The organism is Janibacter cremeus, assembly GCF_029395675.1.
Taxonomy (GTDB): Bacteria; Actinomycetota; Actinomycetes; order Actinomycetales; family Dermatophilaceae; genus Janibacter; species Janibacter cremeus_A.
Window position 1 is genome coordinate 3,250,545 of sequence record NZ_CP115184.1, and the last position, 26,087, is coordinate 3,276,631.

Genomic DNA, 26,087 nt, shown 5'->3' on the forward strand with positions numbered 1-26,087 from the left:
CCCCGCGGCCACGCCGATCGGTAGGGTGCGAAGTCAGTCATGCCGTCTGCCGAGCCGACGGCGTCGTGTCGATGAGGAGCACCTCGAGGATGACCATTCCCCCTGACAGTCCCTCCGGAGCCGATGACGTCCTGAGCCTGGCCGCGGGTTTTCCCCCGGCCGATCCGGACACCTGGGCCGACATGGCCGCAGCGGTGGTCAACAGGTCCCGGAGCGACGACGCCGCGGTCGACGGGCCCGGTGCAGTCGACGCGCTCTCGAGCGAGCTGCCCGGTGGTCTGCGGATCGACCCGATCTACTGGCCGCAGGAGCGCAGCCTGGGCCTGCCCGGCGCGATGCCCTTCACCCGTGGCCGGGGACCGCGCGACCCGGACCTGCCGTGGCACGTGTGCCAGCTGCACGACGACCCGGACGCCACGACCAGCCGCAGGGCGGTCCTCGAGGACCTCGAGCGGGGCGTCAGCGCCGTCTGGCTGCACGTCGGTGACGACGGCATCGCTGCCGACGACGTCGCGGAGGTCCTCGCCGACGTCATGGTCGATCTCGCCCCCGTGACGGTCTCCTCGTGGACCGACCAGCCCGCCGCCGCGGCCGCGCTCGTCTCCGCGTGGGAGGCGAAGGGGGTCGACCCCGCCGTCGTGCGCGGCAGCCTCGGCCACGACCCGATCGGCCTGGCCGCCGCCGTGGGCGGTGCCCCTGACCTCGCCCCGCTCGCGGACGCGGTCGCACTGTGCGCCGAGCGCTGGACCGGCGTGCGGGCGATCACCGTCGACACCCGCGTCCACCACGACGCCGGAGCCAGTGACCAGGACGAGATCGCCCTCGCCCTCGCGACCGCACTGGACTACGTGCGCCACCTGACCGCCGCCGGGGTCCCGGCCGCCGAGGTCTTCCGCCGGATCGAGTTCCGCGTCGCGGCGACCGCCGACCAGTTCGTCACGATCGCCAAGCTGCGCGCCCTGCGTCGTACGTGGGCGCGCATCGGTGAGGTCCTCGAGGTGCCGCAGGCCGATCGCGGCGCGTGGGTCCACGCCGTGACCTCCTGGCGCATGCAGACGCGCACCGACCCGTGGGTCAACATCCTGCGCGACACGATCGCCTGCCTCGCGGCCTCCGCCGGCGGCGCCGATGCCATCACCGTGCTGCCCTACGACCACGTGCTCGGGCTGCCGACCCCCTTCTCCCGCAGGGTGGCCCGCAACACCCAGTCGATCCTCGCGGCCGAGTCCAACGTCGCCCGGGTCGCCGACCCGGCCGGAGGCTCCAACTACGTCGAGACGCTCACCGACGACCTCGCCCGTGCGGCGTGGACCTGGTTCGGCGAGCTCGACGCCGCGGGTGGGGCCGCGGCCTCGCTGGCCTCCGGTGCCGTCGCCGAGCGCCTGGCGGCGACGCGCGCTGCACGGGACGCGGACCTGGCCACCCGTGAGCTGCCGCTGACCGGCACCTCGACCTTCCCGCTGGCGGGGGAGCAGCTCCTCGAGCGCACCCCGCGGGCACAGGTGGCCGCCGAGGGGCTGCCCCGTCGACGCGACGGGCAGGTCTTCGAGGACCTGCGTGCGCGCACCGCCACCGGCGATGTCTCCGTGCCGGTCCTCGCACTCGGCTCCCCGCGCGAGCACACCACCCGGGTCAGCTTCGTCGCCAACCTCCTCGGTGTCGCCGGCATCCGCCCCGCGACCGTCGAGGTGGCGACCGCCGACGACATCACCGACGCGGTCGAGTCGGCGAAGGGGGCGAAGGTCGCCGTGCTCGCGTCCTCGCTGAAGGGCTACGAGGGTCTGGCCGGTCCGACCACCCGGGCCCTGCGCGCCGCAGGCGTCGAGCGGGTCGTCCTCGCCGGACCCGCGGGCGAGGCGCCCGACGCGACCGTCGACGGCGAGATCGTCGCGGGCATGAACATCGTCGCCTTCCTGGGCGACCTCCTCGATCACGTCGGCGCCCAGCAGGTAGGAGCGAACGCATGAGGTACGCGCACCCCATCCCCACTTTCGACACGGTCGAGCTCGGCGACGGCGCACCCGCACCCGACGGGCAGCAGCGCTGGCAGGAGGCGCTGGAGGCGACCCCGGGGGCTGCCGACGGCTGGACGACCCCGGAGCACATCGAGGTCGCCCCGGTGTACACCGAGGAGGACACCGACGACCTGGACTTCCTGCGCACGGTCCCGGGCAAGGCACCCTTCCTCCGTGGCCCGTACCCGACCATGTACGTCAACCAGCCGTGGACGGTCCGGCAGTACGCCGGCTTCTCCACCGCCGAGGAGTCCAACGCGTTCTACCGCCGCAACCTCGCCGCCGGGCAGAAGGGCCTTTCGGTCGCCTTCGACCTCGCGACGCACCGCGGGTACGACAGCGACCACCCCCGCGTCTCCGGCGATGTCGGCATGGCCGGTGTGGCCATCGACTCGATCTACGACATGCGCACGCTCTTCAGCGGCATCCCGCTGGACCGGATGAGCGTGTCGATGACCATGAACGGCGCGGTGCTGCCGATCCTCGCCCTCTACGTCGTCGCGGCCGAGGAGCAGGGGGTGAGCCCGGAGCAGCTGAGCGGCACCATCCAGAACGACATCCTCAAGGAGTTCATGGTCCGCAACACCTACATCTACCCACCGCTGCCCTCGATGCGGATCATCTCCGACATCTTCGCCTACACCAGCACGAAGATGCCGCGCTTCAACTCGATCTCCATCTCCGGCTACCACATGCAGGAGGCCGGGGCCACGCAGGACCTCGAGCTGGCCTACACCCTCGCCGACGGCATCGAGTACATCCGGGCGGGGAAGGAGGCGGGGCTGGACGTCGACGCGTTCGCACCGCGGTTGTCCTTCTTCTGGGCCATCGGGATGAACTTCTACATGGAGGTCGCGAAGCTGCGTGCGGCCCGCCTGCTGTGGGCGCGCCTGGTCAAGGAGAACTTCGGCCCGGAGAACCCGAAGTCGCTCTCCCTGCGCACGCACTCGCAGACCTCCGGCTGGAGCCTGACGGCGCAGGACGTCTACAACAACGTCGTGCGCACCTGCGTCGAGGCGATGGCCGCGACCCAGGGGCACACCCAGAGCCTGCACACCAACGCCCTCGACGAGGCGATCGCCCTGCCGACCGACTTCTCGGCGCGCATCGCGCGCAACACCCAGCTGGTGCTCCAGCAGGAGTCGGGCACGACGAGGGTCGTCGACCCGTGGGGTGGCAGCGCCTACGTCGAGCGGCTGACCCACGACCTCGCCCAGCGCGCCCTCGCACACATCGAGGAGGTCGAGAAGGCCGGCGGTATGGCCAAGGCCATCGAGGCCGGCATCCCCAAGATGCGCATCGAGGAGGCGGCCGCCCGGACCCAGGCGCGGATCGACTCGGGGCAGCAGCCGCTGATCGGGATCAACACCTATCCCGTCGACGAGGACGAGCCCATCGAGATCCTGAAGGTGGACAACGCCGCCGTGCGCGCGTCGCAGATCGCCGGGATCGAGCGGCTGCGGGCCGAGCGCGACGAGGAGCAGACCCAGTCCGCCCTCGCCGCCCTGACCGAGGGTGCGAGGGCCGATGGCGGCACCATGGAGACCAACCTGCTCGCGCTGGCCATCGACGCCGCGCGCGCGAAGGCCACCGTCGGTGAGATCTCCTCCGCGCTGGAGAAGGTCTACGGGCGCTACACCGCGCAGATCCGTACCATCTCCGGTGTGTACCGGGACGAAGCAGGGGCGGGCGGAGCCGTCGAGGAGGTCCAGGCCAAGGTCGAGGAGTTCGAGCAGGCCGAGGGCCGTCGCCCGCGCATCCTCGTGGCCAAGATGGGCCAGGACGGGCACGACCGCGGCCAGAAGGTCATCGCGACCGCCTTCGCCGACCTCGGCTTCGACGTCGACGTGGGCCCCCTCTTCCAGACCCCGGCCGAGGTGGCGCGCCAGGCGGTCGAGGGCGACGTGCACGTGGTCGGGGTCTCCTCGCTGGCCGCGGGGCACCTGTCCCTCGTGCCGGCGCTGCGGGCCGAGCTGGACGAGCTCGGCCGCCAGGACCTGATGATCGTCGTCGGCGGGGTCATCCCGAAGCAGGACTTCGAGGAGCTGCGGGCCGCCGGTGCCGACGACATCTACCCCCCGGGCACCGTCATCGCCAGCGCCGCCGGCGGTCTGGTCGACCAGCTGCGGGAGCGGGCCGCCGCCGCCCATGGCTGAGTCGGTCGCCGACCTCGCGGCGGGGGTGCGCGCCCGCTCTCGGGCGCACATCGCCCGGGCGATCACGCTCGTCGAGTCCTCCCGTCCGGACCACCGGGCACGCTCGAAGGCGCTGCTCGCCGAGCTCGCCGTCGATACCGGCCACGGGTTGCGGGTGGGCATCTCCGGCATCCCCGGTGCCGGCAAGTCGACCTTCATCGATGCGCTCGGCATCCGGCTGATCGAGAAGGGGCACCGCGTCGCGGTCGTGGCCGTGGACCCGAGCAGCGCCCGCACCGGCGGGTCCGTGCTCGGTGACCGGACCCGGATGGCGCGGCTGACGGCGAGCGACGACGCCTTCGTGCGCCCGTCCCCGTCGGGGGCGCACCTCGGGGGAGTGGCCCGCGCGACCCGCGAGTCGATGCTCGTCCTCGAGGCAGCCGGCCACGACGTCGTGCTCGTCGAGACGGTCGGTGTCGGGCAGTCGGAGGTCGCCGTCGCGGAGATGGTCGACACCTTCCTCATGCTGGCGCTGGCCCGCGGCGGTGACCAGCTCCAGGGGATCAAGCGCGGCATCCTCGAGATGGCCGACGTCATCGCGGTCAACAAGGCGGACGGGGAGCATGCCGGCGACGCACGCGTCGCCGCCCGTGAGCTGTCCGGCGCGATGCGCCTGATGAACCCGGACCCGCAGGGACGCCGTCCGCCGGTGCTCACGTGCAGCGCCCAGACCGGTGACGGCCTCGACGAGGTCTGGGACGCCGTCCTGGAGCACCGCGCGTGGCTCGAGTCGCAGGGCTCGCTGCACAGTCGTCGCGCCGAGCAGCAGCGCGAGTGGATGTGGGCCATGGTCGACGCCGAGCTGCGTGACGCGGTCCGGCACTCGCCCCGGGTGCGCGAGCTGCTCACCGAGATCACGCCCGGCGTGCGCGCCGGTCAGGTGACTGCCGTGGAGGGCGCCGAGCGCATCATCGCCGCCTTCTCGGCCGACCTCTCCGACCGGGACTGATCCCTCAGCCCTCCGCCGGTGCGCCCATCGTGCGAGGGGCGATCCCGGCGCGCCGGGCCTGGTGGAGCAGGATCGCCATCATGATCAGGGTGGCGATCCCGCCGAGCCCGCCCGCGGCGGCGTCACTGGTCGTCGTGTCGGTGATGTAGGCGCCCTCGAGCCCACCGACGAGGGTGAGCAGGACGATGAGGACGACGTTGTTGACCGTGTGCAGCACGATCGCCGCCTCCAGTCCGCCGGTGCGCCAGGTCAGGTAGCACGTGGCGAAGCCCATGGCACCCAGCTGCAGCAGGACCCACGGGTCCAACGAGGCGTGGGCCAGGGCGAAGAGCACCACGGACAGCGCGGTGCCGACGGCCAGTGCGACGACCGGCTTCTTGATCCAGGCCCCGACCCCCTGCAGCAGCCCGCCGCGGAAGGCGATCTCCTCGGCCGCGGCCTGGAACGGCGTGGTGAGCAGGGTGATGAGGATCAGCCACGGCCAGTGATCGGGCCGCTCGGTGACCTCACCGCCCTCCACGAACCATCCCAGGACGATGTACGCCCCCCAGACGACGAGCGTGACCAGGCTGGCGCGTCCCAGCCACCGCCACCGGATCCGGCCGGTCACCGACAGCAGCTTGCCCATCGGTCGCCAGTGACCCAGCCGCGTCGCCACGAGGGTGGCCGGGATGAGCGCGATGAGCATGAGGTTGCCCATGAGCATCGTCACGGGCGCGGTGAGGTCGATCTGCGCCATGCTCAGGTCCGGGTCGCGCATCGCCGGGTCGACGACCAGCCAGATGATGGTCAGGGCGAGCAGCTCGAAGATGAAGACGCCGACGCCCAGCGCCAGCGCCAGCAGCGGTCGCCACCAGCGGTAGCCCTCCGTGCGCATCTGGTGCACATAGCTGCGTGGCTCGTCGTCGGGCAGTGCCCGCAGGGACCTCCGGCGCCGGGGTGGGGCCATCGGCGCGCCGGCGGGGCCGTACGGGAGCGAGGGGAGCCGACCGGCCGCCCGTCCGCGGACGGTCGACGCGAAGTCCAGCAGCAGCGGGTGGACCCCGGCGTCCGTGGCCAGCGGGTAGTCGGTCAGGGCGACGAAGGGGGCGCCCGCCGCGCGCACGGTCGCCGGCTGCGACCCCCGGTGGGCCTCGGGGAACCACACGGTGCCCGGGGCGTCGACGTAGTCGCGCGCCGCACGCCCGCCGGCGATCGCCTGCGGCAGGTCGAGCGGGCCGGCCCCGACGATCCCAGCCAGACGGGAGCCGGGCACCGCATGCACGAAGGGGGTGGCCCCCCCTTCGCCGGCCACGGGACCGACGAGGGGGACGTGGAGCTCCAGGGCGCGCGCCGTGGTGGTGTCGTGGACCTGCGGGGAGGCCGCGGGCGGGGGAGCGAGCAGCCAGAGGCCGTCCACGTCGGGGGAGGGATCGGCACCGGGGGGCAGCAGCTCGACCGAGGCCTCGGGCAGGACGGCGGCCAGGGCGCGGCGGGCGTGCTCGACGCCGGCCCACTCCGGGTCCCCGACGAGGGCAAGGCGCGGACCAGTCATGGGGTCGATCGTACGGACCGCGGCGGCCGACCCCACCGTGGGGCCGACCGCCGCTGTCCGGGTGACGCCGGCGGGTCACCTGGGGACGTCGCTCCTGTCATCGGCGGTGGCGTCCTGCTGCGTCACGGGCTGCTCGCCGGAGACCTCACCCCGGTCGAGAGCCTCCCTGCCGGCGAAGACCGCCTCCTCCGGGACGCCGCGGACCTTCGTGACGAACTGCAGGTTCTCCTTGCGCAGGGCGACGAGGAAGCTGATGCCCGCGAGGAACATCAGGGTGAACATCGGTAGCCCGACGACGGTGATCACCTGTTGCAGGGCGTTGAGCCCCTCGTCCCCGGCCAGCACGATGAGCAGCGCGGCGAGGACGCCCTCGCTGACGCCCCAGAAGACGCGCTGGCGGGTCGGGCCGGCGTCGCCGTCACCGGTGCAGAGCATGTCGACGACGAGGGACGCGGAGTCGGAGCTGGTCGCGAAGAAGATCGCGACGATGACCACGGCGAAGCCCTGGATGAACGTCGTCAATGGGTAGTTCTCGAAGAAGGCGAACATCGACAGCGGCACGGACTCCGCCACCGCAGCCGAGATCGGTCCCTCCGAGCCGTCCATGCCGTCGATACGCAGCGCCGACCAGCCGAAGATGACGAACCAGATGATGGTGAAGATGCTCGGCGCGAAGAGCACACCCAGGATGAACTCGCGCACCGTGCGCCCCTTGGAGATGCGGGCGAGGAAGATCCCCATGAAGGGGGCCCAGCTGACCGTCCAGGCCCAGTAGAAGACGGTCCAACCGCCCTGCCAGCCCCAGCCGTCGTCCTTGGTGATGTTGGCCATCGCGTCGTTCCAGAGCATGAGCTGGGGCAGCTCGGAGACGAAGTTGCCGGTGGTCTCGAAGAGTTGCCGGAGGAGGAAGAGGGTCATCCCGCCGGTGAGGAAGACGAAGATCATCAGGCCGATGGCCATGAGGATGTTGATGTTCGACAGGACCTTCACGCCCTTGTCCAGGCCGCGGACGATCGAGGTGACGGCCACCGTGGTGAGGACGATGACGATGAGGACCTGCAGCGTCGTGTCGTTGGCCCACCCGAAGAGCTCGCCCAGACCGGCGCCGATCTGCGAGGTGCCCAGCCCGATGGAGACCGCGACGCCGAAGAGGGTGCCGAGGATGGCGGTGATGTCGATGGCCCGCCCGATCGGGCCGTAGATGCCGTCCTTGAGGAAGGGGTAGAACACCGAGCTGACCCGCACCGGGAGCTCGTAGCGGTGGATGAAGTAGGCGAAGGCGAGACCCGGCAGGCAGAAGATCGCCCAGGTGTGCAGGCTCAGGTGGTACAGGGCGAAGTTCATCCCGTCCTGGGCCGCCTCGACGGTGTACGGCTCCACACCCGCTTTCGGCGGTGTGGAGAAGTGCGAGATCGGCTCGGCCACACCCCAGAACATCAGGATGGTGCCGATACCGCCGGCGAAGAGCATGGCGAACCACGAGGGGAAGCTGTACTCCGGCGGTTCGTCCTTGCGGCCGAGCTGGACCTGCCCGTAGGGGCTGAAGGCGACGGCGAGGAGGATGATGAACCACGCGGTGACGCCGAAGATGAAGTACCACCCGAGGTTGGTGACGATCCACTCGCGGCCGGCGCCGAAGCTCTTGTTGAGCTGATCGGGGAAGAGCAGCAGGAGTATGAGGAAGACGACCATGAGCCCCGCCGAGACGAAGAAGATCGTCGGTTGGGTCCGCAGTCCGAGCTTGCGTGCCAAGGCTTGCATCGTCCGGCCTTCCAGTCGTCCTGTGACGCCACCCCGGGAGGCCGGGGGTGCGTCCGGTGGTCGTCGACACTAGTCGGGATGGGGCGCGAGCGGCGTACTGAGAGCGTGACGATTTCACTGCGGACGACCCCGTGCCGTACTCTTGACTGTCGGTCACGTCTGTCTGCCTTCCTGCTGTGTGCCGGGAGGCGAGGCGGTGTGGCCGGACGAGGGTCGACCCCATCCGGGGGACGGCCACCGACGGATTGAGAGGGTATGGCCAAGAAGGACGGTGTCATCGAGGTCGAGGGCACGATCATCGAAGCGCTCCCGAACGCGAACTTTCGGGTGGAGCTGACCAATGGTCACAAGGTTCTCGCCCACATCTCGGGCAAGATGCGGCAGCACTACATCCGGATCCTCCCCGAGGACAAGGTCGTGGTGGAGCTCAGCCCGTACGACCTGACCCGCGGCCGTATCGTCTTCCGCTACCGCTGATCGAGGCGGTCACCGCATGCCGGTGACCGACGAGAGAGGCACCACGAGCACGACCCGTCGCCACGCACCGGCGGCGGGACAGATCGAGACAGATGCGAGACGGCAATGAAGGTTCAGCCGAGCGTCAAGAAGATCTGCGACAAGTGCAAGGTGATCCGCCGCAACGGCCGGGTCATGGTGATCTGCGACAACCTGCGCCACAAGCAGCGCCAGGGCTGATCGCGGTCCACCAGGACCGGTGAGGCGGGGAACCGGGTACTTGCCCAGGTCCTCGAGCAACGCCAACTGAAGAACAAGCACCACCCGGCCCCTGCTCCCCGACGAGCAGGACGTCACCCCCGGCTCGGAGGCCGGGGACCGAGCGGCCCGCGACCATACGCGGGACCACCCGCCGGACTGGTGGTGTACCAGACCTCCGAACAGAAGATAAGGAAGCCATCACATGGCACGTCTTGTTGGAGTTGACCTCCCGCGCGAGAAGCGCGTCGAGGTCGCCCTGACCTACATCTTCGGTGTGGGCCGCACGACTGCGCAGAAGGCAGTCGCGGCAACCGAGGTCGACCCGAGCACCCGCGTGAAGGACCTCGGGGACGACCAGCTCGTCGCCCTGCGCGACTGGCTCGAGGAGAACGTCCAGCTCGAGGGAGACCTCCGCCGCGAGGTCGCTGCCGACATCCGCCGCAAGGTCGAGATCGGCACCTACGAGGGTCTGCGCCACCGCCGTGGCCTCCCGGTGCGCGGTCAGCGCACCAAGACCAACGCGCGCACCCGCAAGGGCCCCAAGCGCACCGTCGCAGGCAAGAAGAAGGCCTGATCCCTCATCCGCGGGCGCGGCGGCCGAGCCGCGCGCGGTGAGCACCACACACCGAAGCACTTCGTAGGAGAAACATGCCCCCCAAGACCCGCGCCACCAAGGTGCGTCGCAAGGTCAAGAAGAATGTGTCCGTGGGCCAGGCTCACATCAAGAGCACGTTCAACAACACCATCATCTCGATCACCGACCCCACCGGTGCCGTGATCTCCTGGGCCTCCGCGGGCCAGGTCGGCTTCAAGGGGTCGCGCAAGTCGACCCCGTACGCCGCCCAGATGGCCGCCGAGGCCGCTGCCCGTCGCGCCATGGAGCACGGCATGAAGAAGGTCGACGTCTTCGTCAAGGGCCCCGGCTCCGGTCGTGAGACCGCGATCCGCTCCCTGACCGCCACCGGCCTCGAGGTCGGCGCGATCCAGGACGTCACGCCCAGCCCGCACAACGGTGTCCGCCCGCCCAAGCGCCGTCGCGTCTGAGCAGCAGAGATACGGGAGACAGATAGAACATGGCTCGTTACACCGGCCCCATCACCAAGAAGTCCCGTCGGCTCAAGCTCGACCTCGTCGGCGGCGACAAGAACTTCGAGCTCCGTCCCTTCCCGCCCGGCCAGCACGGTCGCCGGCGGATCCAGGAGAAGGAGTACCTCACCCAGCTGCAGGAGAAGCAGAAGGCCCGCTTCACCTACGGCGTCATGGAGAAGCAGTTCCTCCGGTACTACAAGGAGGCGGCCAACCGCCCCGGGCAGACCGGTCACAACCTGCTGACGATCCTCGAGACCCGTCTCGACAACGTCATCTACCGCGCCGGGCTCGCCCGCACGCGTCGCCAGGCCCGCCAGCTGGTCACGCACGGCCACTTCGAGGTCAACGGCAAGCGCACCAACGTGCCCAGCCAGCGCGTCGAGCAGTACGACATCATCACCGTGCGCAAGCAGTCGATCGAGGCCTTCCCGATCCAGGTCGCGCGCGAGACCTTCGGTGAGCGCCCGGTCCCGGCGTGGCTGCACGTCGTCCCGGGCAGCCTGAAGATCCTGGTGCACCAGAAGCCGACCCGCGAGCAGATCGACACGCCGCTCACGGAGCAGCTGATCGTCGAGCTGTACTCCAAGAACTAACGCTCAGGGGGACTCCGTCCCCCCGAGTGCCCCCCTGAAGCCCGCGTGGTTGCCCAGGTGCATTGCGCCCCCGGGTGGTCACGCGGGCGAAGGGGGGAGCGGGTCAGCCGCGCGGACAGAGGCGCGGCGACCGCCGGAATCCAGACCGGCACCTTCACGAGGCGTCATATAGCGGTCGCCCGTGGGAAGGAAGAACACCGTGCTCATCGCACAGCGCCCGAACCTCAGCGAAGAGGTCCTCGCCGACAACCGTTCGCGGTTCGTCATCGAGCCCCTCGAGCCCGGCTTCGGCTACACCATCGGCAACTCCCTGCGTCGCACCCTGCTCTCGAGCATCCCGGGTGCCTCGCTGACCTCGATCCGGATCGACGGCGTGCTCCACGAGTTCTCCACCGTCCCCGGGGTCAAGGAGGACACCACCGAGATCATCCTCAACATCAAGTCCCTCGTCGTCTCCAGCGAGAACGACGAGCCGGTCGTGATGTACCTGCGCAAGTCGGGTGCCGGCGCGGTCACCGCCGCCGACATCAACCCGCCGGCCGGTGTCGAGGTCCACAACCCGGACCTGCACATCGCCACGCTCAACGACAAGGGCTCCCTCGAGATGGAGCTGACCGTCGAGCGCGGTCGCGGGTACGTCTCCGCCCAGCAGAACAAGTCCGCTGACCAGGAGATCGGCCGCATCCCGGTCGACTCCATCTACTCGCCGGTGCTCGCCGTGACCTACAAGGTCGAGGCGACCCGTGTCGAGCAGCGCACCGACTTCGACAAGCTGGTCGTCGACGTCGAGACCAAGAACTCGATGGCCCCCCGGGACGCGCTGGCCTCCGCCGGCAAGACCCTCGTCGAGCTCTTCGGCCTGGCCCGTGAGCTCAACGTCGAGGCCGAGGGCATCGACATGGGCCCGTCCCCGACCGACGCCGCGATCGCCGCCGACATGGCGCTGCCGATCGAGGACCTGGACCTGACGGTCCGCTCCTACAACTGCCTCAAGCGCGAGGGCATCCACACCGTGGGTGAGCTCGTCGGTCGCAGCGAGGCGGACCTGCTCGACATCCGTAACTTCGGTGCGAAGTCGATCGACGAGGTCAAGGCGAAGCTGCACGAGATGGGGCTGACGCTCAAGGACAGCCCTCCCGGGTTCGACCCGACGGCCGTCCCCGGCTACAACGACGAGTACGACGAGCCCGGTGACGAGGACGCCTCGTTCGCCGAGGACGAGCAGCTCTGACCCACCGTTATTCGTGACCTGACCGCCGTACGCGGTGAGGTCAGACCTCCAAGGAGAACACCATGCCCACCCCGACCAAGGGTCCCCGTATCGGGGGCGGCCCGGCCCACGAGCGCCTCATCCTGGCGAATCTGGCCACGTCGCTCTTCGAGTTCGACCAGATCACGACGACCCAGGCCAAGGCCAAGCGGCTGCGTCCGCTCGCCGAGCGCCTGATCACCTTCGCCAAGCGTGGCGACCTCGCCGCGCGCCGCAAGGTGATGACCGTCGTCAAGGACAAGGGCGTCGTCCACCGCCTCTTCGTCGAGATCGCGCCCGACGTGGCCGACCGGCCCGGCGGCTACACCCGCATCACCAAGATCGCCCCGCGCAAGGGCGACAACGCCCCGATGTGCGTCATCGAGCTCGTCCGCGAGCCGGTCAACGCCAAGCCGAAGCGCGCCGTCGTCGCCGAGGCGGAGGGTGCCACCAAGCGCTCCGCCAAGGACGAGGAGGCCGCCGCGGCCGAGGCCCCCGCCGAGGAGGCCACGACCGAGGAGACCACCACGGAGGCCACCGAGGCCCCGGCCGAGGAGACCGCCGAGGCCCCCGAGGCGGAGTCCGAGGACAAGGCCTGACGGGACCTCACCCGCGCACGCCGCAGGCGATGTCCTGAGGCGCGACGCAGGAGCTCTCGAAGGGGCGCCGCTCACCCGCACGGGTGGGCGGCGCCCTTCGTCATGACCGGGAGACCCCGCGGTGACCAGCATGTCGTGGGATGACCGCGGCACGACCCGGTCAGCCCCTGATTTCCCGGTCATGTCGAGCGGCCCCGGCCTCGCCTACGCTGACCCGCATGCGGCTGCGACTCGACCTCGCCTACGACGGCACCGACTTCCACGGGTGGGCCGCGCAGCCGGGGTTGCGGACGGTCGAGGGCGAGCTGACGGCCGGCCTGACGAGGATCATGCGCCCGCCGGACCCGGTGCGGGTCACGGTGGCGGGGCGCACGGACGCGGGCGTGCACGCCCTGGGGCAGGTCGTCCACCTCGACGTCGACCCGAGCGACCTCGAGCGCGTCCGTGGGCACTCCGACCGGCCGCTGCTGGCGACCCTCGTCACGCGACTGCGTGGCGTCCTGCCTGGTGACGTCGTCGTGCGCTCCGCCTTCGAGGCGCCCGAGGGCTTCGACGCACGCTTCTCCGCCACGAGCCGGCGCTACCGCTACCTCCTCTGCGACGACCCGACGCGGCTGGACCCCCTCCGCCGCCGGGAGGTGGTCCCGCTGCGCACGCCGCTGGACGTGGACGCTATGAACGCCGCCGCCACGCGGCTGCTGGGGTTGCGCAACTTCGCGGCGTTCTGCAAGAAGCGCGAGGGCGCGAGCACCACCCGCACGCTGCTGCGCTACGACTGGCAGCGCCGCGAGGACGGCCTGCTCGAGGCGACGGTTCTCGCCGACGCCTTCTGCCACTCGATGGTGCGGGCGCTCATCGGGGCGCTCGTGCCGGTCGGGACGGGGGAGCAGGGCCCGCAGTGGCCCGAGCAGGTACTCACCGCCGGGGTGCGCGACCCGCGGGTGAAGGTCATGCCCGCGCACGGCCTCACGCTCGTCGAGGTGGCCTACCCACCCGCGGAGCAGCTCGCCGAGCGCGCGCACGAGGCCCGGGCCCGCCGGGAGGAGTGACCCGCGCTCAGCTGCGCAAGCCGTCCGGGAGGTCAGCTGCGACGGGGGAGCGGCGTCAGGCCGACCACCGCCGTGACCCGCCGGGCGCCGGGGGTGCCGGCGCCGCGGCGCCGGTAGCGGTCCAGGACGGCACCGAGCTCCGCGCGCAGTGCCGCCAGCTGGGTCTCGTCCACGAGGACCTCGCGCTCGTCCAGGCCGCACTCCTCCTGCCAGACCATGGGCCACGAGACCTGCGCGTCGATCCACCCGTGGAGACGGTGGGCGTGGTGGTCGACGTGGTCGTGGGCGAGCCAGAGGGCGTCGGCGAGCTCGTCCGCGTCGGAGATGGTGCTCACGGCGACCGAGGTGTCGACACCCTCCTCGTCCACGTCCTCCGCGACGGCCCACACGCGTGAGCGACCGTCGCCCAGGCCGGTGTCGACGAGCAGGCCGGCGTCCGCGAGCACCCGGGAGTGGTAGCTCGTCGCGCCGGTGTTGCTCCCCAGGGCGCGGGCGAGGTCGGCGGCGGTCGTCCCGCCGTGCAGACGCAGGTGCGCGAGGATGCGGGAGCGAAGGGGGTGGGCCAGCAGCCGCCACGTGGCCGGCGTCGAGGAGGCGGGGGGGCCCGGACCGTCACGATCAGCCATGCGCCGATGATTGCACAACTATTGTGCAATCCTCGGTGAAGGGCACGTCCGACCATGCCGTCGGCACGCGAGAAGCCCATGGAATCAGGGGTTTCCCGGCCGTTTGCGCGATTTCGGGCCGCGTGTGCCGGTCCGTAGAATGGTGTGCAGCGATGCCCCGCCCACCACGTGGCCGGGGGCGTCACCCCCTTCGCCTTGCGGAGAGGGGCCGGAAGCACCAGACGAGAGCAGAAGGCATCACTCATGCGCACGTACTCCCCCAAGGGTGGTGAGATCACCCGTCAGTGGCACATCATCGACGCCACCGACGTCGTGCTCGGCCGCCTCGCGAGCCAGACCGCCACGCTGCTGCGCGGCAAGCACAAGACGACCTTCGCCCCCCACATGGACATGGGCGACTTCGTCATCATCATCAACGCGGACAAGATCGCGCTGACCGGCGCGAAGGCCGAGCAGAAGCGCGCCTACCGCCACTCGGGCCACCCGGGCGGTCTGTCCTCGATGAACTACACCGAGATGCTCGAGAAGCACCCGACCCGGGCGGTCGAGAAGGCCGTCCGCGGCATGCTCCCCCGCAACAGCCTGGGCCGTGAGCAGCTGGGCAAGCTCAAGGTGTACGCCGGTGCCGAGCACCCGCACGCCGCCCAGCAGCCGACCCCCTACACGATCTCGCAGGTCGCGCAGTAAGCGCTGCCGAGAAGGAATCAGAGGCTTATACCGTGGCTGACACCACCGAAAACACAAACCCAGAGGTGCTCGAGGGCGACGAGCCCGAGCTGAGCTCCTACACCTCCGAGTCCGAGGGCCCGGTCGGCGCGGCCGAGCCCGTCGCTCGCCCCTCCGCCTCCGCGCCCGGCGCCGGCACCGGACGCCGCAAGCAGGCCATCGCCCGCGTGCGGATCGTCCCCGGCACGGGTGAGTGGAAGGTCAACGGGCGTCCGCTCGAGGAGTACTTCCCGAACAAGGTCCACCAGCAGATCGTCAACGAGCCGCTCGTCGCGCTCGAGCTCGACGGCGCCTACGACGTGCTCGTGCGCGTCCACGGCGGTGGCCCCTCCGGCCAGGCCGGTGCCGTCCGTCTCGGTGTCGCGCGTTCGCTCAACGGGGTCGACCCCGAGCTGAACCGCCCGACCCTGAAGAAGGCCGGTTACCTCACCCGGGACGCCCGCGTCCCGGAGCGCAAGAAGGCCGGTCTCAAGAAGGCCCGCAAGGCGCCCCAGTACAGCAAGCGCTGATCGGTTCCTGAGGGGCGAGGCCGTTCGCGGCCGAGCCTCGAGGGGCTGCAGCCCGGTGCGTTGGGCGGTTCCCACCTGGTGGGGACCGCCCTTCGTCGTCCTGGGGTGCGGCGGAGCGGGTCCCACGTCCCGCGTGGGCGCCGCGACGGGGCGTCCGCGCGGGCGGCCGCCTCAGCCCGCGTCCGCGGCGATCGGCAGCGGCCGCCCGGCGCGCATCTCGGCAACGAGCGAGCGGGTCACCTCCACGAGGTCCCCCCGGTGCTCGGCCGCGACGGCGAGCTGGCGCTGGTAGCTCGCGCCGACGCGCATGATGTGCTCCACCTCGGCGAGCTCGGCCTCGCAGCCCAGGCGGCGGGCGACCGGGGTGAGGCGCTCGAGGAGGTCGTGCAGCTCGTCGGTGACGAGCCGCTCCCGGTTGCGGGAGTCGAGGATGATGATCGCGTCCATGCCGTAGCGCGCGGTGCGCCACTTGTTCTCCTGCACGTGCCACGGCGGGAGGGAGGGGACCGTCCCGCCGTCGGTGAGCCGGTCGTCCAGGTGGACGAGCAGGCACTGCGTCAGGGCGGTCAGCGCGGCGATCTCGACGAGCGTGGGGACGCCGTCGCACACCCGGACCTCGAGCGTGCCCAGGTGCGGGGACGGTCGCAGGTCCCAGCGCACCTCCTTCAGCTCGTCGATGACGCCGGTGACAAGCAGATCGTCGATGTAGCCCTCGTACTCGTGCCAGTGCTCGAACTGGAAGGGCAGCCCGGCCGTCGGCAGCTGCTGGAAGAGCAGCGCCCGGTTGCTCGCGTAGTCGGTCGGCACGCCACCCCACCAGGGGGAGGAGGCCGACAGCGCCTGCAGGTGCGGGGCGTAGGTGAGCATGCCGGCGAGCAGGGGCAGCACCTTGTCCCGGTGGGTGACCCCGATGTGGGTGTGCACGCCGTAGATGAGCATCTGCCGACCCCACCAGCGGGTCCGGTCGATGAGGGTCGCGTAGCGGGCTCCCTCGCTGACCTGCTGGCTCTCCCAACGGGCGAAGGGGTGGGTGCCGGCCGACAGCAGCTCCAGGCCGAGCTCGTCGGTGACGCCGCGGAGACGATCCAGGCTCGCCGTGAGGTCGGCGACGACCTCGGGGACGCTCTGGCACACGTCGGTGACCAGCTCGACGGTGTTGGTGAGCAGCTCGCGGTGCACGCGTGGGGTCACCCCACCATCGGCGATGAGCGACTCCACGACGTCCTCGGCCAGCGGCACGAGGTCGAGCGTCTCCCGGTCGAGCAGCGCGATCTCCCACTCGACGCCGAGCGTGGGACCAGCGGATGGCGTGAACTCGATCATCTGGGCCTCTCGACGCCGCGACCTACCGGTGGTCAAGCCTACCGGCCGGGTATCGTGACGAAGCCTGTCCACTGAGTTCGATCCCGGACCGGTTCCCCACGGAAGGTTGCACGACCATGCCCCGACTCTTCGGCACCGACGGTGTGCGCGGGCTCGCCAACGGCGAGACCATCACAGCCGACTTCGCGCTCCGCCTCGCCCAGGCCGCTGCCCGCGTCCTGCGCGACCCGCAGGGCACGGAGGGCAGGCGCCCCGTCGCCGTCGTCGGGCGGGACCCGCGCGCCTCGGGAGAGTTCCTCTCCGCAGCCGTCGTGGCGGGCCTGGCCAGCAGCGGCATCGACGTCCTCGACGCCGGCGTCGTGCCGACGCCCGCACTGGCCTTCCTCACCTCCGAGGTGCACGCGGACTTCGGGGTCATGCTCTCGGCCTCCCACAACGCGATGCCCGACAACGGCATCAAGTTCTTCGCCGTCGGGGGCCACAAGCTCCCGGACGCGGTCGAGGACGCCATCCAGGCAGCCATGGACGACGAGCCGGACCGCCCGACGGGCATCGACGTGGGGCGGGTCACCTTCATGGACGACGCCGGCGCCCGCTACGTGCGCCACCTCCTGGACGCCGTCGAGCCGAACCTCAGGGGCCTGACGATCGTCCTCGACGCCGCGCACGGCGCCGCGAGCCAGGTCTCGCCCGAGGTCTTCCGGCTGGCCGGAGCCGAGGTGCACGCCATCGGGGCCCGCCCCGACGGGCTCAACATCAACGACGGCTGCGGCTCGACCCACCTCGAGAGCCTGCAGGCCGCCGTCGTCGAGCACGGCGCGCACCTGGGCATCGCCCATGACGGCGACGCCGACCGGTGCCTGGCCGTCGACGCGAGCGGGGAGCCGATCGACGGGGACCAGATCATGGCGATCCTCGCGCTCGCGCTGAAGGAGAAGGGCGAGCTCGCCGAGAACACCCTGGTCGCGACCGTCATGAGCAACCTCGGGCTGCTGCGGGCCATGGAGTCCGCCGGCATCGAGGTCAAGCAGACCGGGGTGGGGGACCGATACGTCCTCGAGGAGATGCGTCGGGGTGGCTACTCCCTCGGTGGAGAGCAGTCCGGCCACCTCATCATGCTCGAGCACGCGACCACGGGCGACGGCGTCCTCACCGGCCTGATGCTCGCGGCGCGGGTCGCCGAGACCGGTCAGTCGCTCGCGCAGCTGGCCGCTGCCATGACCCGCATGCCGCAGGTCCTGATCAACGTCAAGGACGTCGACAAGGACCGCGTGGACGGCGACGAGGGCGTGCGCTCGGCCGTCGCCGACGAGGAGTCCTCCTTGGGAATGGAGGGACGGGTCCTGCTGCGCAAGTCCGGCACCGAGCCGGTCGTGCGGGTCATGGTCGAGGCCGCGACGGAGGAACGCGCCCGGACCACGGCCGACCGCCTCTCCGGGGTGGTCAAGGAGCGTCTGTCCCTCTGACGGGGGCCGGGCGGGGGCTGCGCCCCAGCCGGACACCGGCGGGGGCCGCGCCCCAGCCGGACACCGCGGGCCCGCGGGTCAGACCGCCGGTACGTCGAAGTAGGAGTGCCGGGTGAGTGCGCGGCCGTGCCCGTCGAGGACGAAGAAGTCGCAGAATCCGACGCGCGCGGCGCTGCCGTCCTTGAGCGTGCCCTCGAAACGGCCCCGCACCGCGACCTGGTCGCCGTCGACGAGCAGTGCATCGAGCACGTGCCGCCCGTCGGCGATGACGCGCTCGCCTCCGTAGAAGGCGGCGAGTGACTCCCGGCCGACCATCGGGGCGTACCCGGGCCGGTGGTAGACCGCATCGTCGGTGAAGCAGTCGAGCACCCCCTCGACGTCTCCGGCGTCCACGCGCTCGTAGTACCGACGCACCGCGTCCGCCCCGCTCACGCGACGACCTCCCGGCCCAGGGCCGCGGACGCCCGCTGCAGTGCCGCGGCCAGGGGCGTGATCCCCTGCGCCTCCGCCGTCCTGAGCAGCTCGGTGACACGATCGCCGATCCGGTCGACCGCGGCCAGCGTCTGCGCGTCGCTCCAGCCGGAGACGCCACCGTGGACCTGCACGACCCCGCCGGCATTGGCGACGAAGTCGGGGACGAAGGTGATCCCCGCCTCACGCAGCGCCTCGGCGCAGCCCGGCTCGTCGAGGGTGTCGTTGGCCGCTCCGGCGATGATCCGGGCGGGGATGCGCTCGATGTTCTCGCGGGTGAGCACGCGCGCGACGGCGCACGGGGAGAACACGTCGGCGGGGTGGAAGGGGGCCTGCTCGGCGTCGACCGTGCGACCGCCCAACTCGGCGGCCAGCGCCTCGGCGCGGGAGGTGTCGACATCGGCCACGGTCACCCCGGCCCCGTCCGCGTGGGCGAGGCGGGCGACCTCGGCGCCGACGCTGCCGACGCCCTGGACGACGACCTCCGCACCGGCCAGGCCCCCTTCGCCGTGGTGGTGGACGGCCGCGGCCCGCATGGCGGCGTGGACGCCCCGGGCGGTGAAGGGGGAGGGGCTCACCTCGTCGCAGAAGGCACGTGCGCCGCCCTCGTCACGGATGGTCTGCATGTCCTCCAGGCGGGTGCCCATGTCGACGCCCGGGATGTACGTGCCGGCGGTGCGGGCGATCATCTCGCCGAAGCGGGCGAAGAGCGCGCGGCGCTCCGACGATCCGGGGGCGGGGGCCTCGCCGTCGAGCATGACGACGGACTTCGCCCCGCCGTAGGGCAGCTCGGCCAGGGCGTGCTTGAGGGTCATGGCGGCGGCGAGGCGCTGCGCCTCGCGCGCGGCGGCCGTGGTGGAGGGATAGGAGCGGTAGCGCACCCCGCCGAAGCCGGGGCCGAGCGTCGTGTCGTCGATCGCGATGATCGCCCGGAGGCCGGTGCGCTCGTCGTGGCAGGTGATCATCTGCTCGCTCGCCCAGGGCTCGGCGATGGAGTCGGACGCCGGGGTTGGTGTCGTGACTGTGGTCATGGACCCCATCGTGACAGGGGTCGTGTGACCCCTGTCACGTGGGCCGAGGGCTCAGAACTTCTGGTCGATCAGGCCGGTGTCCACGTCGTAGACGAAGCCGCCGACCTTGGCGCGCTCGCCGATGAGCGGGTGGGTCCGCACGGCGGCGACGTCCTGACGCAGCGCGTCGACCTGGTCGTGCACGACGTGGAAGCCCTGCCACGAGGCGTCCTGGCCGGCGGAGGCCCCGACCTTGGCGCGGAACTCGTCCTCGGTGGCGCTGCCCATGGCGCAGCGGGTGTGCGGGATGACGAGGATCCGCTCGACCTTGAGCAGGTGGACGCCGAGGACGAGGGCCTCGAGCGCGGCGGGCGTGACGCGCCCACCGGGGTTGCGGAAGATCTTGGCGTCCCCGGGCTTGAGGCCGAGCATGCCCAGCGGGTCGATCCGGCTGTCCATGCAGGTGACGATGGCGACGCCAGCATGCGCGATGCCGTCGAAACCGCTGAGCTCGAAGTGCTCGGAGAAGGTCCTGTTGGCCGACAGCAGGTCGGCGAAGTCCTCGGGGGCGGACGGGGTTGCGGGCATCGGATTCCTTTCGACGGGTGTCCCTGCACAGTAGCTCTGACCCGGCGACCGGCGACGCACCTGTTCGTGCGCCCCTCGTCACCGAGCGTGCGCGGTCGCGTCGTCCCCATCACGAATTCGTCGCGACACGAAAATCGTGAGGTCCTTGCTGTGTCATGGACCACACGGGCGGTGTAGACAGGCCTGTGGGAGGCGACGCTCAGGACCCGACACGTCGCGTCCGCGGACGAAGGGAGCGACGTGGAGACACGACGACGAGGCAGGGTCGCCCTCGCGGCGGCCGCCACCACCGCTGTGGCGCTCGGGCTCTCGGCCTGCGGCGGGGGCAGCAGTGCCAGCGGCGGGACGCAGCTGACGTGGTGGATCAACCCGGACGGTGGCGGATCGGACCCGGAGGGCGGCGGGCAGGCCCAGCTGGCCAAGGAGTGCACCGACAAGTCCGAGGGCGCGTACACCATCGATTTCCAGCTGCTGCCCAACAGCGCCAGCGACCAGCGCCAGCAGCTGCTGCGCCGGCTCGCCTCGAGCGACACGGGAGTCGACCTCATGTCGATCGACCCCGTCTTCGTCGCGGAGTTCGCCGAGGCAGGGTTCCTGGCCAAGGTGCCGGAGGACAGGACCTCCGATTTCACCGACGGCGTCGTCCCTCCGGCCGTGACGAACGCGCGTTGGGACGACCAGTTGTACGCGGCGCCCTTCTGGGCGAACACGCAGCTGCTCTGGTACCGCGAGTCCGTGGCCGAGGAGGCCGGGCTCGACATGGACAAGCCGGTCACCTGGGACCAGCTGATCGAGGCCGCCGAGAAGATGGACACCGAGATCGGTGTGCAGGCTTCCCGCTACGAGGGCTACATGGTCTGGATCAACGCACTGATCGAGGGGACTGGCGAGCAGATCGTGCAGAACCCGGGCGCCTCGGGCGAGGACCTGAAGTTCGGGCTCGACACCGATGGTGGCAGGAAGGCGGCTGCCGTGATCCAGAAGCTGGCGGATGCGAATGTGGGGGGTCCCGCGCTCGGCTCCACCAACGAGACGACCTCGCTGGAGATGTTCCAGAACGAGCGAGCCCACTTCATGCTCAACTGGCCCTACGTCTACGCCGCGCTCAAGGACGCCGAGGTCAAGTGGATCGACGACCTCGCCTGGACCCGCTACCCGCAGACGGTCGAGGGCAAGGAGTCCAGGCCCCCGCTCGGCGGCATCGAGATGGGTGTCAACGCCGCATCGGACAACAAGGAGGCCGCGTGGGACGCGGTCGAGTGCATCACCTCCGCCGAGAGCCAGAAGACGTACATGCTCGGCACGGGCAACCCCGCCGCCCGCACCGAGGTCTACGACGACCCGGAGATCCGGGAGGCGTTCCCGATGGCCGAGCAGATCCGTAGCTCGCTGGCCGACTCGGGTCCGCGTCCGCTCACCCAGTACTACGGTGACGTCTCCTCGGGCATCCAGCGGGTCTACAGCCCACCCGGGTCGGTCGACCCCGAAACGACGCCGGAGCGGGCCGAGTCGCTCCTGCACGCGGTGCTGAAGGGAGATGCGTTGCTGTGAGTGCCTCGACACCCACCCGGGAGCGGGCGAAGGGGGGGAAGACGCGCCTGTCCGACCGATCGCGCAGCGAGCAGCACCTGGGGTGGAAGCTGGCGATGCCGGCCTTCGTCGTCATGGTCCTGGTCACCGGGTACCCGATCCTCCAGGCCGTGTGGAACAGCTTCTTCGCCTACCGGCTGACCGACCCGGAGAACCGCCGCTTCGTCGGCCTGAACAACTACCTCGTCTCCTTCACCGACCAGGTGTTCTGGTCGGCGATGTGGATGACCATCCTCGTCACGGTGATCACGGTCATCGTCGAGCTCGTGCTGGGCTTCATCATCGCCCTGGTGATGCACCGGATCGTCATCCCGCGCAAGACCCTGCGCACCCTGGTGCTCATCCCGTACTCGATCATCACCGTGGTCTCGGGCTTCACCTGGCTGTTCGCCTTCCAGACCGGCACGGGCTTCGTCAACCAGTGGATCCAGTGGATGCCGGGCATCGACGCGAACTACAACTGGTTCGGTGGCTTCTGGTCCTCGCTCTTCGTCATCTCCCTGTCGGAGATCTGGAAGACGACGCCCTTCATGTCGCTGCTGCTCCTCGCCGGCCTGGCCCAAGTCGACAGCTCGATGGAGGAGGCGGCCAAGGTGGACGGCGCGTCGTGGTGGCAGGTGCTGATCAAGGTCATCCTGCCGAGCATGAAGGCGGCCGTCATGGTCGCGCTGCTCTTCCGGACCCTCGACGCGTTCCGCATCTTCGACAACATCTTCATCATGACCGGTGGGGCCAACGACACGAGCTCGCTGTCGATGCTCATCTACCGCCAGACCATCGACCGCACGGAGATCGGGCTGGGATCGGCCCTGTCGGTGATCCTCTTCCTCTGCGTGCTGATCATCGCAGCCGTCTTCGTCAAGGCGTTCAAGGTCGACCTCGCCGAAGGGAGGGGCTGACATGAAGCAGTCAACCAAGGGGACCGGCATCTGGAGCGTCCTGGCCATCCCGATCATGCTCTGGACCGCGGTCCCGCTGCTGTGGATGCTCTCGCTCTCGCTCAAGAGCGCCGACGACCTCGCGAACAAGGACGCGAGCATCCTGGGCAACTTCTGGCCCAAGGACCCGACGATCGAGAACTACCAGCTGATCTTCAGCGGTGGCGCGAGCGAGCTCTTCATGCCCGCGCTGCGCAACTCGCTCATCGTGTGTCTGCTGGCGACCCTGATCTCGGTGGTGCTCGCGATGTTCTGCGCCTACGCGATCTCCCGGCTGGAGTTCAAGGGCAAGAAGATGATCCTCGTGACCGCGCTCGCGGTCAGCTTCTTCCCCGTGGTCGCGATGGTCACCCCGCTGTTCGAGATCTGGAGCAAGACCGGGCTCTTCGACACGATCCCCGGTCTGGTCATCCCGTACCTCGCGCTGACCCTCCCGCTGTCCATCTGGACGATGTCGGCCTTCTTCCAGCAGATCCCGTGGGAGATGGAGCAGGCCGCGCAGGTCGACGGCGCGTCGAGCTGGCAGGCCTTCCACAAGGTCATCGTCCCGCTCGCCGCCCCGGGAGTCTTCACCACGGCGATCATCACCTTCTTCATCGCGTGGAACGACTTCGTCTTCGCGATCTCGCTCACCTCGGACCAGGCACGAACCGTCCCCGCCGCGCTCGCCTTCTTCACCGGGGCGAGCCAGTTCGAGCAACCGACGGGCGCGATCATGGCGGCCTCGGTCATCGTGACCATCCCCGTGGTCATCCTCGTCCTGCTCTTCCAGCGGCGCATCGTCGCCGGCCTGACCTCGGGCGCCGTCAAGGGCTGACCCCGCCTTTTCGAAACAGGAGAACCCCATGGCTGAGATCACCCTGAAGAACCTCGTGAAGAAGTACGGCGACGGCTTCCCCGCGATCAACGACGTGAGCCTTGACATCAAGGACGGCGAGTTCATGATCTTCGTCGGCCCGTCCGGCTCCGGCAAGTCGACGCTGCTGCGGATGGTCGTCGGGCTCGAGGACATCACCAGCGGCGAGCTGCACATCGGCGGCAAGCAGGTCAACGACCTCTCGCCGAAGGACCGCAACCTGTCGATGGTCTTCCAGAACTACGCGCTCTACCCCCACCTGACCGTGTTCGAGAACATCGCCTTCCCCCTGCGTCTGGCCAAGGGCAAGCACTCCGACAGCGAGATCAAGGACAAGGTCAACACGGCCAGCGCCCTGCTGGAGCTGGACGAGCACCTCCAGCGCAAGCCGAGCAACCTCTCCGGTGGCCAGCGCCAGCGTGTCGCGATGGGGCGGGCGATCGTCCGTGACGCGGACGCCTTCCTCTTCGACGAGCCGCTGTCCAACCTGGACGCGAAGCTGCGCGGCCAGATGCGCACGGAGATCGCGCGGATGCAGCGCCGCCTCGGCACGACGACGATCTACGTCACCCACGACCAGACGGAGGCGCTGACCCTGGGCGACCGGGTCGCCGTGCTCAGGAAGGGCCTGCTGCAGCAGGTGGCGAGCCCTCGGGAGCTCTACGACCAACCGGTCAACCTCTTCGTCGCCGGCTTCATCGGCACGCCCCCGATGAACTTCCTGCCGGCGGAGGTGGACGGTGACGAGCTCGTTCTGCCGTTCTGCTCCGCGCCGCTGCCGTCCGGGGTCAAGGAGCGGCTCACCGGTCAGAAGCTCCTGCTCGTCGGGATCCGGCCGGAGCACATCAAGGACGCCGACCTGGGCGACACGGTGGCGGGCGGGGTGCGCTTCGACGCTGTCGTCGACCAGACGGAGTGGTTGGGCAACGAGCAGTACGCCTACGTCCCCTTCGACGTCGACGGTGACGTCAAGGAGAAGCTCGATGAGCTGGACCAGGAGCTCGATGGTGAGGGGATGCGCACGCAGATGGTCGTCAATCTCGATCCCCGGTCGCGGGTCCGGGAGGGCGACGTCGCCCACTTCGTCTTCGACCCGGCGCTGATGCACGTCTTCGACCCGGAGTCCGAGGACTGCCTCACCCGCGACGACGAGGCGGCCGCCGAGCTCGCCCGACAGTCCGAGGAGGACCGCCAGCGGGCGCTCGAGCGCGCGCGGGAGCGCGAGGCCGAGGCCGTCACCTAGTCGCGCGAGGCCCCGTGGGGGTGGTCAGCGCCTGGGGGCCGGAGCCGGCAGGCCGAGGTCCGCGCGGGTCGGCGGCTGGGCACCGACCCGGGTGACGGTGACGGCCGCGGCGTCGAGCCCACGCTGGAGGGCGGGCACGACGACCCGACCGCGGGCCTTGCGCAGGCGTGAGCGGGCATCGGTCCCGCCGAGCAGGCCGGCGTCGAGCAGCCCGGACAGCAAACCGGACATGAACGAGTCCCCGGCGCCCACGGTGTCGGCGACGTCCACGGACGCCCCGGGCAGGGAGAGGTGCCGACCGGAGGGGAGCACGGCCAGCGCACCGCGCTCCCCGCGGGTGCACACGGCCAGCATCGGGCCGAGGTCCCGCCACGCGCGCAACCAGCCGAGGAGGTCGTCCTCGTCGAGGGGGCGACCGGCGAGCCACTCGAGGTCCGCGTCGCTCGCCTTGACGACGTCGCTGACGGCGATGCGCCGCTCGACCTCCGCAAGGGCCCGGTCGTGGTCGGGGACCAGGGCGGGACGGATGTTGGGGTCGTAGGAGACGGTGCCGGTGCGCCGCCCGCCGTCCATCGCGGCGAGCACGTCGAGGCCACCGGGGCGCATCAGGGCGCCATAGGACCCGGTGTGCAGGTGACCGGCACGCTGGGCCAGCTCCGGCACCCGCCAGGAGACCTCGAAGTCGTACTCGGCCTGACCCTGCTCGTCGATGGTCGCGGTGGCGACCGGGGTGTCCTCGGCGCGGTCGCTGTGGGGGACGAGGCCCACCCCCGCCTCGGAGAGGTGCTCCCCGATCATGGCGCCGTGGCGGTCCCGACCGATGTGCGTGGCCAGCGAGACCGGGTGGCCCAGGCGGGCGAGCCCGACGGCGACGTTGAGCGGGCTGCCGCCGACGTGCTCCCTGCTCGCCCCGTCAGGGGCGCGGACGACGTCGATGAGTGCCTCACCGATGACCAGCGACGCACCTGGGGTCCCGCGGCGGCCGGGCATC

26 protein-coding genes are annotated in these 26,087 nt (G+C 70.5%); 18 read left to right on the forward strand and 8 right to left on the reverse strand.

From position 1 onward, the window contains the following. Positions 1 to 89 precede the first annotated feature (89 nt). Genes O9K63_RS15600 through meaB form a run of 3 tightly spaced genes read left to right on the forward strand, consistent with a single transcriptional unit; the run spans position 90 to position 5,159 of the window. On the forward strand, positions 90 to 1,967 hold the full coding sequence (locus tag O9K63_RS15600) for a methylmalonyl-CoA mutase subunit beta (protein ID WP_277239323.1): 1,878 nt from the start codon (positions 90 to 92) through the stop codon (positions 1,965 to 1,967). Continuing rightward, positions 1,964 to 4,171, forward strand: coding sequence for a methylmalonyl-CoA mutase (scpA, locus tag O9K63_RS15605; protein ID WP_277239325.1), 2,208 nt, complete (start codon positions 1,964 to 1,966; stop codon positions 4,169 to 4,171). The genes O9K63_RS15600 and scpA overlap by 4 nt, the downstream gene beginning before the upstream one ends. Continuing rightward, positions 4,164 to 5,159, forward strand: coding sequence for a methylmalonyl Co-A mutase-associated GTPase MeaB (gene meaB, locus O9K63_RS15610; protein ID WP_277239327.1), 996 nt, complete (start codon positions 4,164 to 4,166; stop codon positions 5,157 to 5,159). Before scpA ends, meaB begins: the two co-directional genes overlap by 8 nt. A 4-nt stretch (positions 5,160 to 5,163) precedes the next feature. On the opposite strand, the gene O9K63_RS15615 is transcribed toward meaB, so the two are convergent. Both O9K63_RS15615 and O9K63_RS15620 read right to left on the reverse strand, forming a co-directional pair. Next, positions 5,164 to 6,693: a CPBP family intramembrane glutamic endopeptidase gene (locus O9K63_RS15615; protein ID WP_277239329.1), complete on the reverse strand. Its 1,530-nt coding sequence runs from the start codon at positions 6,691 to 6,693 to the stop codon at positions 5,164 to 5,166. Positions 6,694 to 6,768: 75 nt separating this feature from the next. Beyond that, positions 6,769 to 8,454, reverse strand: a complete 1,686-nt coding sequence (locus tag O9K63_RS15620) for a BCCT family transporter (RefSeq protein ID WP_277239331.1) — start codon at positions 8,452 to 8,454, stop codon at positions 6,769 to 6,771. Positions 8,455 to 8,709: 255 nt separating this feature from the next. Here O9K63_RS15620 and infA point away from each other — a divergent pair, with 255 nt between their 5' ends. The 8 genes from infA to truA all read left to right on the forward strand — a co-directional run bounded on the left by infA (position 8,710) and on the right by truA (position 13,750). Next, the gene (gene infA, locus O9K63_RS15625; RefSeq protein WP_277239334.1) at positions 8,710 to 8,931 is read left to right on the forward strand and encodes a translation initiation factor IF-1; all 222 of its coding nucleotides are present in this window, start codon (positions 8,710 to 8,712) and stop codon (positions 8,929 to 8,931) included. Positions 8,932 to 9,036: 105 nt separating this feature from the next. Further along, entirely contained in the window at positions 9,037 to 9,150 is a 114-nt protein-coding gene (rpmJ, locus tag O9K63_RS15630) for a 50S ribosomal protein L36 (protein WP_007928044.1), read from the forward strand. Positions 9,151 to 9,373: 223 nt separating this feature from the next. Continuing rightward, positions 9,374 to 9,745, forward strand: a complete 372-nt coding sequence (gene rpsM, locus O9K63_RS15635; protein WP_277239338.1) for a 30S ribosomal protein S13 — start codon at positions 9,374 to 9,376, stop codon at positions 9,743 to 9,745. Between the two features lie 74 nt (positions 9,746 to 9,819). After that, entirely contained in the window at positions 9,820 to 10,215 is a 396-nt protein-coding gene (gene rpsK, locus O9K63_RS15640; protein WP_185990514.1) for a 30S ribosomal protein S11, read from the forward strand. 29 nt (positions 10,216 to 10,244) lie between these two features. Continuing rightward, on the forward strand, positions 10,245 to 10,853 hold the full coding sequence (rpsD, locus tag O9K63_RS15645) for a 30S ribosomal protein S4 (protein ID WP_277239340.1): 609 nt from the start codon (positions 10,245 to 10,247) through the stop codon (positions 10,851 to 10,853). A 199-nt stretch (positions 10,854 to 11,052) separates the two neighbouring features. Further along, positions 11,053 to 12,084, forward strand: a complete 1,032-nt coding sequence (locus tag O9K63_RS15650; protein WP_277239342.1) for a DNA-directed RNA polymerase subunit alpha — start codon at positions 11,053 to 11,055, stop codon at positions 12,082 to 12,084. A gap of 62 nt (positions 12,085 to 12,146) precedes the next feature. Next, positions 12,147 to 12,701, forward strand: coding sequence for a 50S ribosomal protein L17 (gene rplQ, locus O9K63_RS15655; protein ID WP_277239344.1), 555 nt, complete (start codon positions 12,147 to 12,149; stop codon positions 12,699 to 12,701). Positions 12,702 to 12,919: 218 nt separating this feature from the next. Beyond that, on the forward strand, positions 12,920 to 13,750 hold the full coding sequence (gene truA / locus O9K63_RS15660; protein WP_277239345.1) for a tRNA pseudouridine(38-40) synthase TruA: 831 nt from the start codon (positions 12,920 to 12,922) through the stop codon (positions 13,748 to 13,750). Positions 13,751 to 13,782: 32 nt separating this feature from the next. Here the strand turns inward: truA and O9K63_RS15665 are convergent, their stop codons facing one another. Then, positions 13,783 to 14,376 carry an ArsR/SmtB family transcription factor gene (locus tag O9K63_RS15665; protein ID WP_277239347.1) on the reverse strand — a complete coding sequence of 198 codons (594 nt, stop codon included), beginning with the start codon at positions 14,374 to 14,376 and terminating at the stop codon, positions 13,783 to 13,785. Positions 14,377 to 14,619: 243 nt separating this feature from the next. On the opposite strand from O9K63_RS15665, the gene rplM reads away from it, so the two are divergent. Then, positions 14,620 to 15,063: a 50S ribosomal protein L13 gene (gene rplM / locus O9K63_RS15670; protein ID WP_277239348.1), complete on the forward strand. Its 444-nt coding sequence runs from the start codon at positions 14,620 to 14,622 to the stop codon at positions 15,061 to 15,063. Between the two features lie 32 nt (positions 15,064 to 15,095). After that, a complete protein-coding gene (rpsI, locus tag O9K63_RS15675; RefSeq protein ID WP_277239350.1) occupies positions 15,096 to 15,611 on the forward strand; it encodes a 30S ribosomal protein S9 in 516 nt (171 codons plus the stop codon). A 171-nt stretch (positions 15,612 to 15,782) separates the two neighbouring features. On the opposite strand, the gene O9K63_RS15680 is transcribed toward rpsI, so the two are convergent. Further along, entirely contained in the window at positions 15,783 to 16,934 is a 1,152-nt protein-coding gene (locus O9K63_RS15680; RefSeq protein WP_277239352.1) for a glutamate--cysteine ligase, read from the reverse strand. Positions 16,935 to 17,050: 116 nt separating this feature from the next. On the opposite strand from O9K63_RS15680, the gene glmM reads away from it, so the two are divergent. Continuing rightward, on the forward strand, positions 17,051 to 18,400 hold the full coding sequence (gene glmM / locus O9K63_RS15685; RefSeq protein WP_277239354.1) for a phosphoglucosamine mutase: 1,350 nt from the start codon (positions 17,051 to 17,053) through the stop codon (positions 18,398 to 18,400). A gap of 78 nt (positions 18,401 to 18,478) precedes the next feature. Here the strand turns inward: glmM and O9K63_RS15690 are convergent, their stop codons facing one another. From O9K63_RS15690 to O9K63_RS15700, 3 genes are read right to left on the reverse strand one after another with little or no spacing between them, the layout of a single operon-like run. Continuing rightward, entirely contained in the window at positions 18,479 to 18,832 is a 354-nt protein-coding gene (locus O9K63_RS15690; RefSeq protein ID WP_277239356.1) for a nuclear transport factor 2 family protein, read from the reverse strand. Beyond that, positions 18,829 to 19,902, reverse strand: a complete 1,074-nt coding sequence (locus O9K63_RS15695) for a Glu/Leu/Phe/Val dehydrogenase dimerization domain-containing protein (RefSeq protein ID WP_277239358.1) — start codon at positions 19,900 to 19,902, stop codon at positions 18,829 to 18,831. Before O9K63_RS15695 ends, O9K63_RS15690 begins: the two co-directional genes overlap by 4 nt. A gap of 51 nt (positions 19,903 to 19,953) precedes the next feature. Then, entirely contained in the window at positions 19,954 to 20,469 is a 516-nt protein-coding gene (locus O9K63_RS15700) for a beta-class carbonic anhydrase (protein WP_277239360.1), read from the reverse strand. A 240-nt stretch (positions 20,470 to 20,709) separates the two neighbouring features. On the opposite strand from O9K63_RS15700, the gene O9K63_RS15705 reads away from it, so the two are divergent. From O9K63_RS15705 to O9K63_RS15720, 4 genes are read left to right on the forward strand one after another with little or no spacing between them, the layout of a single operon-like run. Beyond that, a complete protein-coding gene (locus tag O9K63_RS15705; protein ID WP_277239362.1) occupies positions 20,710 to 22,020 on the forward strand; it encodes an extracellular solute-binding protein in 1,311 nt (436 codons plus the stop codon). Beyond that, the gene (locus tag O9K63_RS15710) at positions 22,017 to 22,958 is read left to right on the forward strand and encodes a carbohydrate ABC transporter permease (protein WP_431190334.1); all 942 of its coding nucleotides are present in this window, start codon (positions 22,017 to 22,019) and stop codon (positions 22,956 to 22,958) included. The genes O9K63_RS15705 and O9K63_RS15710 overlap by 4 nt, the downstream gene beginning before the upstream one ends. A gap of 1 nt (position 22,959) precedes the next feature. Beyond that, a complete protein-coding gene (locus O9K63_RS15715) occupies positions 22,960 to 23,814 on the forward strand; it encodes a carbohydrate ABC transporter permease (protein ID WP_277239364.1) in 855 nt (284 codons plus the stop codon). A gap of 28 nt (positions 23,815 to 23,842) precedes the next feature. Continuing rightward, complete coding sequence (locus O9K63_RS15720) at positions 23,843 to 25,096, forward strand: ABC transporter ATP-binding protein (protein WP_277239366.1); 1,254 nt, start codon at positions 23,843 to 23,845, stop codon at positions 25,094 to 25,096. Between the two features lie 24 nt (positions 25,097 to 25,120). Here O9K63_RS15720 and O9K63_RS15725 read toward each other — a convergent pair whose 3' ends face one another. Continuing rightward, the gene (locus tag O9K63_RS15725) at positions 25,121 to 26,086 is read right to left on the reverse strand and encodes a PfkB family carbohydrate kinase (RefSeq protein ID WP_277239368.1); all 966 of its coding nucleotides are present in this window, start codon (positions 26,084 to 26,086) and stop codon (positions 25,121 to 25,123) included. Position 26,087 lies beyond the last annotated feature (1 nt).

What these genes read in the sequence shown, in the direction of transcription:
- O9K63_RS15600 (WP_277239323.1), top strand. Translation starts at nt 90, where the DNA reads ATGACCATTCCCCCTGACAGTCCCTCCGGAGCCGATGACGTCCTGAGC.
- scpA (WP_277239325.1), top strand. Translation starts at nt 1,964, where the DNA reads ATGAGGTACGCGCACCCCATCCCCACTTTCGACACGGTCGAGCTCGGC.
- meaB (WP_277239327.1), top strand. Translation starts at nt 4,164, where the DNA reads ATGGCTGAGTCGGTCGCCGACCTCGCGGCGGGGGTGCGCGCCCGCTCT.
- O9K63_RS15615 (WP_277239329.1), bottom strand. Translation starts at nt 6,693, where the DNA reads ATGACTGGTCCGCGCCTTGCCCTCGTCGGGGACCCGGAGTGGGCCGGC.
- O9K63_RS15620 (WP_277239331.1), bottom strand. Translation starts at nt 8,454, where the DNA reads ATGCAAGCCTTGGCACGCAAGCTCGGACTGCGGACCCAACCGACGATC.
- infA (WP_277239334.1), top strand. Translation starts at nt 8,710, where the DNA reads ATGGCCAAGAAGGACGGTGTCATCGAGGTCGAGGGCACGATCATCGAA.
- rpmJ (WP_007928044.1), top strand. Translation starts at nt 9,037, where the DNA reads ATGAAGGTTCAGCCGAGCGTCAAGAAGATCTGCGACAAGTGCAAGGTG.
- rpsM (WP_277239338.1), top strand. Translation starts at nt 9,374, where the DNA reads ATGGCACGTCTTGTTGGAGTTGACCTCCCGCGCGAGAAGCGCGTCGAG.
- rpsK (WP_185990514.1), top strand. Translation starts at nt 9,820, where the DNA reads ATGCCCCCCAAGACCCGCGCCACCAAGGTGCGTCGCAAGGTCAAGAAG.
- rpsD (WP_277239340.1), top strand. Translation starts at nt 10,245, where the DNA reads ATGGCTCGTTACACCGGCCCCATCACCAAGAAGTCCCGTCGGCTCAAG.
- rplQ (WP_277239344.1), top strand. Translation starts at nt 12,147, where the DNA reads ATGCCCACCCCGACCAAGGGTCCCCGTATCGGGGGCGGCCCGGCCCAC.
- truA (WP_277239345.1), top strand. Translation starts at nt 12,920, where the DNA reads ATGCGGCTGCGACTCGACCTCGCCTACGACGGCACCGACTTCCACGGG.
- O9K63_RS15665 (WP_277239347.1), bottom strand. Translation starts at nt 14,376, where the DNA reads ATGGCTGATCGTGACGGTCCGGGCCCCCCCGCCTCCTCGACGCCGGCC.
- rplM (WP_277239348.1), top strand. Translation starts at nt 14,620, where the DNA reads ATGCGCACGTACTCCCCCAAGGGTGGTGAGATCACCCGTCAGTGGCAC.
- O9K63_RS15680 (WP_277239352.1), bottom strand. Translation starts at nt 16,934, where the DNA reads ATGATCGAGTTCACGCCATCCGCTGGTCCCACGCTCGGCGTCGAGTGG.
- glmM (WP_277239354.1), top strand. Translation starts at nt 17,051, where the DNA reads ATGCCCCGACTCTTCGGCACCGACGGTGTGCGCGGGCTCGCCAACGGC.
- O9K63_RS15695 (WP_277239358.1), bottom strand. Translation starts at nt 19,902, where the DNA reads ATGACCACAGTCACGACACCAACCCCGGCGTCCGACTCCATCGCCGAG.
- O9K63_RS15700 (WP_277239360.1), bottom strand. Translation starts at nt 20,469, where the DNA reads ATGCCCGCAACCCCGTCCGCCCCCGAGGACTTCGCCGACCTGCTGTCG.
- O9K63_RS15715 (WP_277239364.1), top strand. Translation starts at nt 22,960, where the DNA reads ATGAAGCAGTCAACCAAGGGGACCGGCATCTGGAGCGTCCTGGCCATC.
- O9K63_RS15720 (WP_277239366.1), top strand. Translation starts at nt 23,843, where the DNA reads ATGGCTGAGATCACCCTGAAGAACCTCGTGAAGAAGTACGGCGACGGC.
- O9K63_RS15725 (WP_277239368.1), bottom strand. Translation starts at nt 26,086, where the DNA reads ATGCCCGGCCGCCGCGGGACCCCAGGTGCGTCGCTGGTCATCGGTGAG.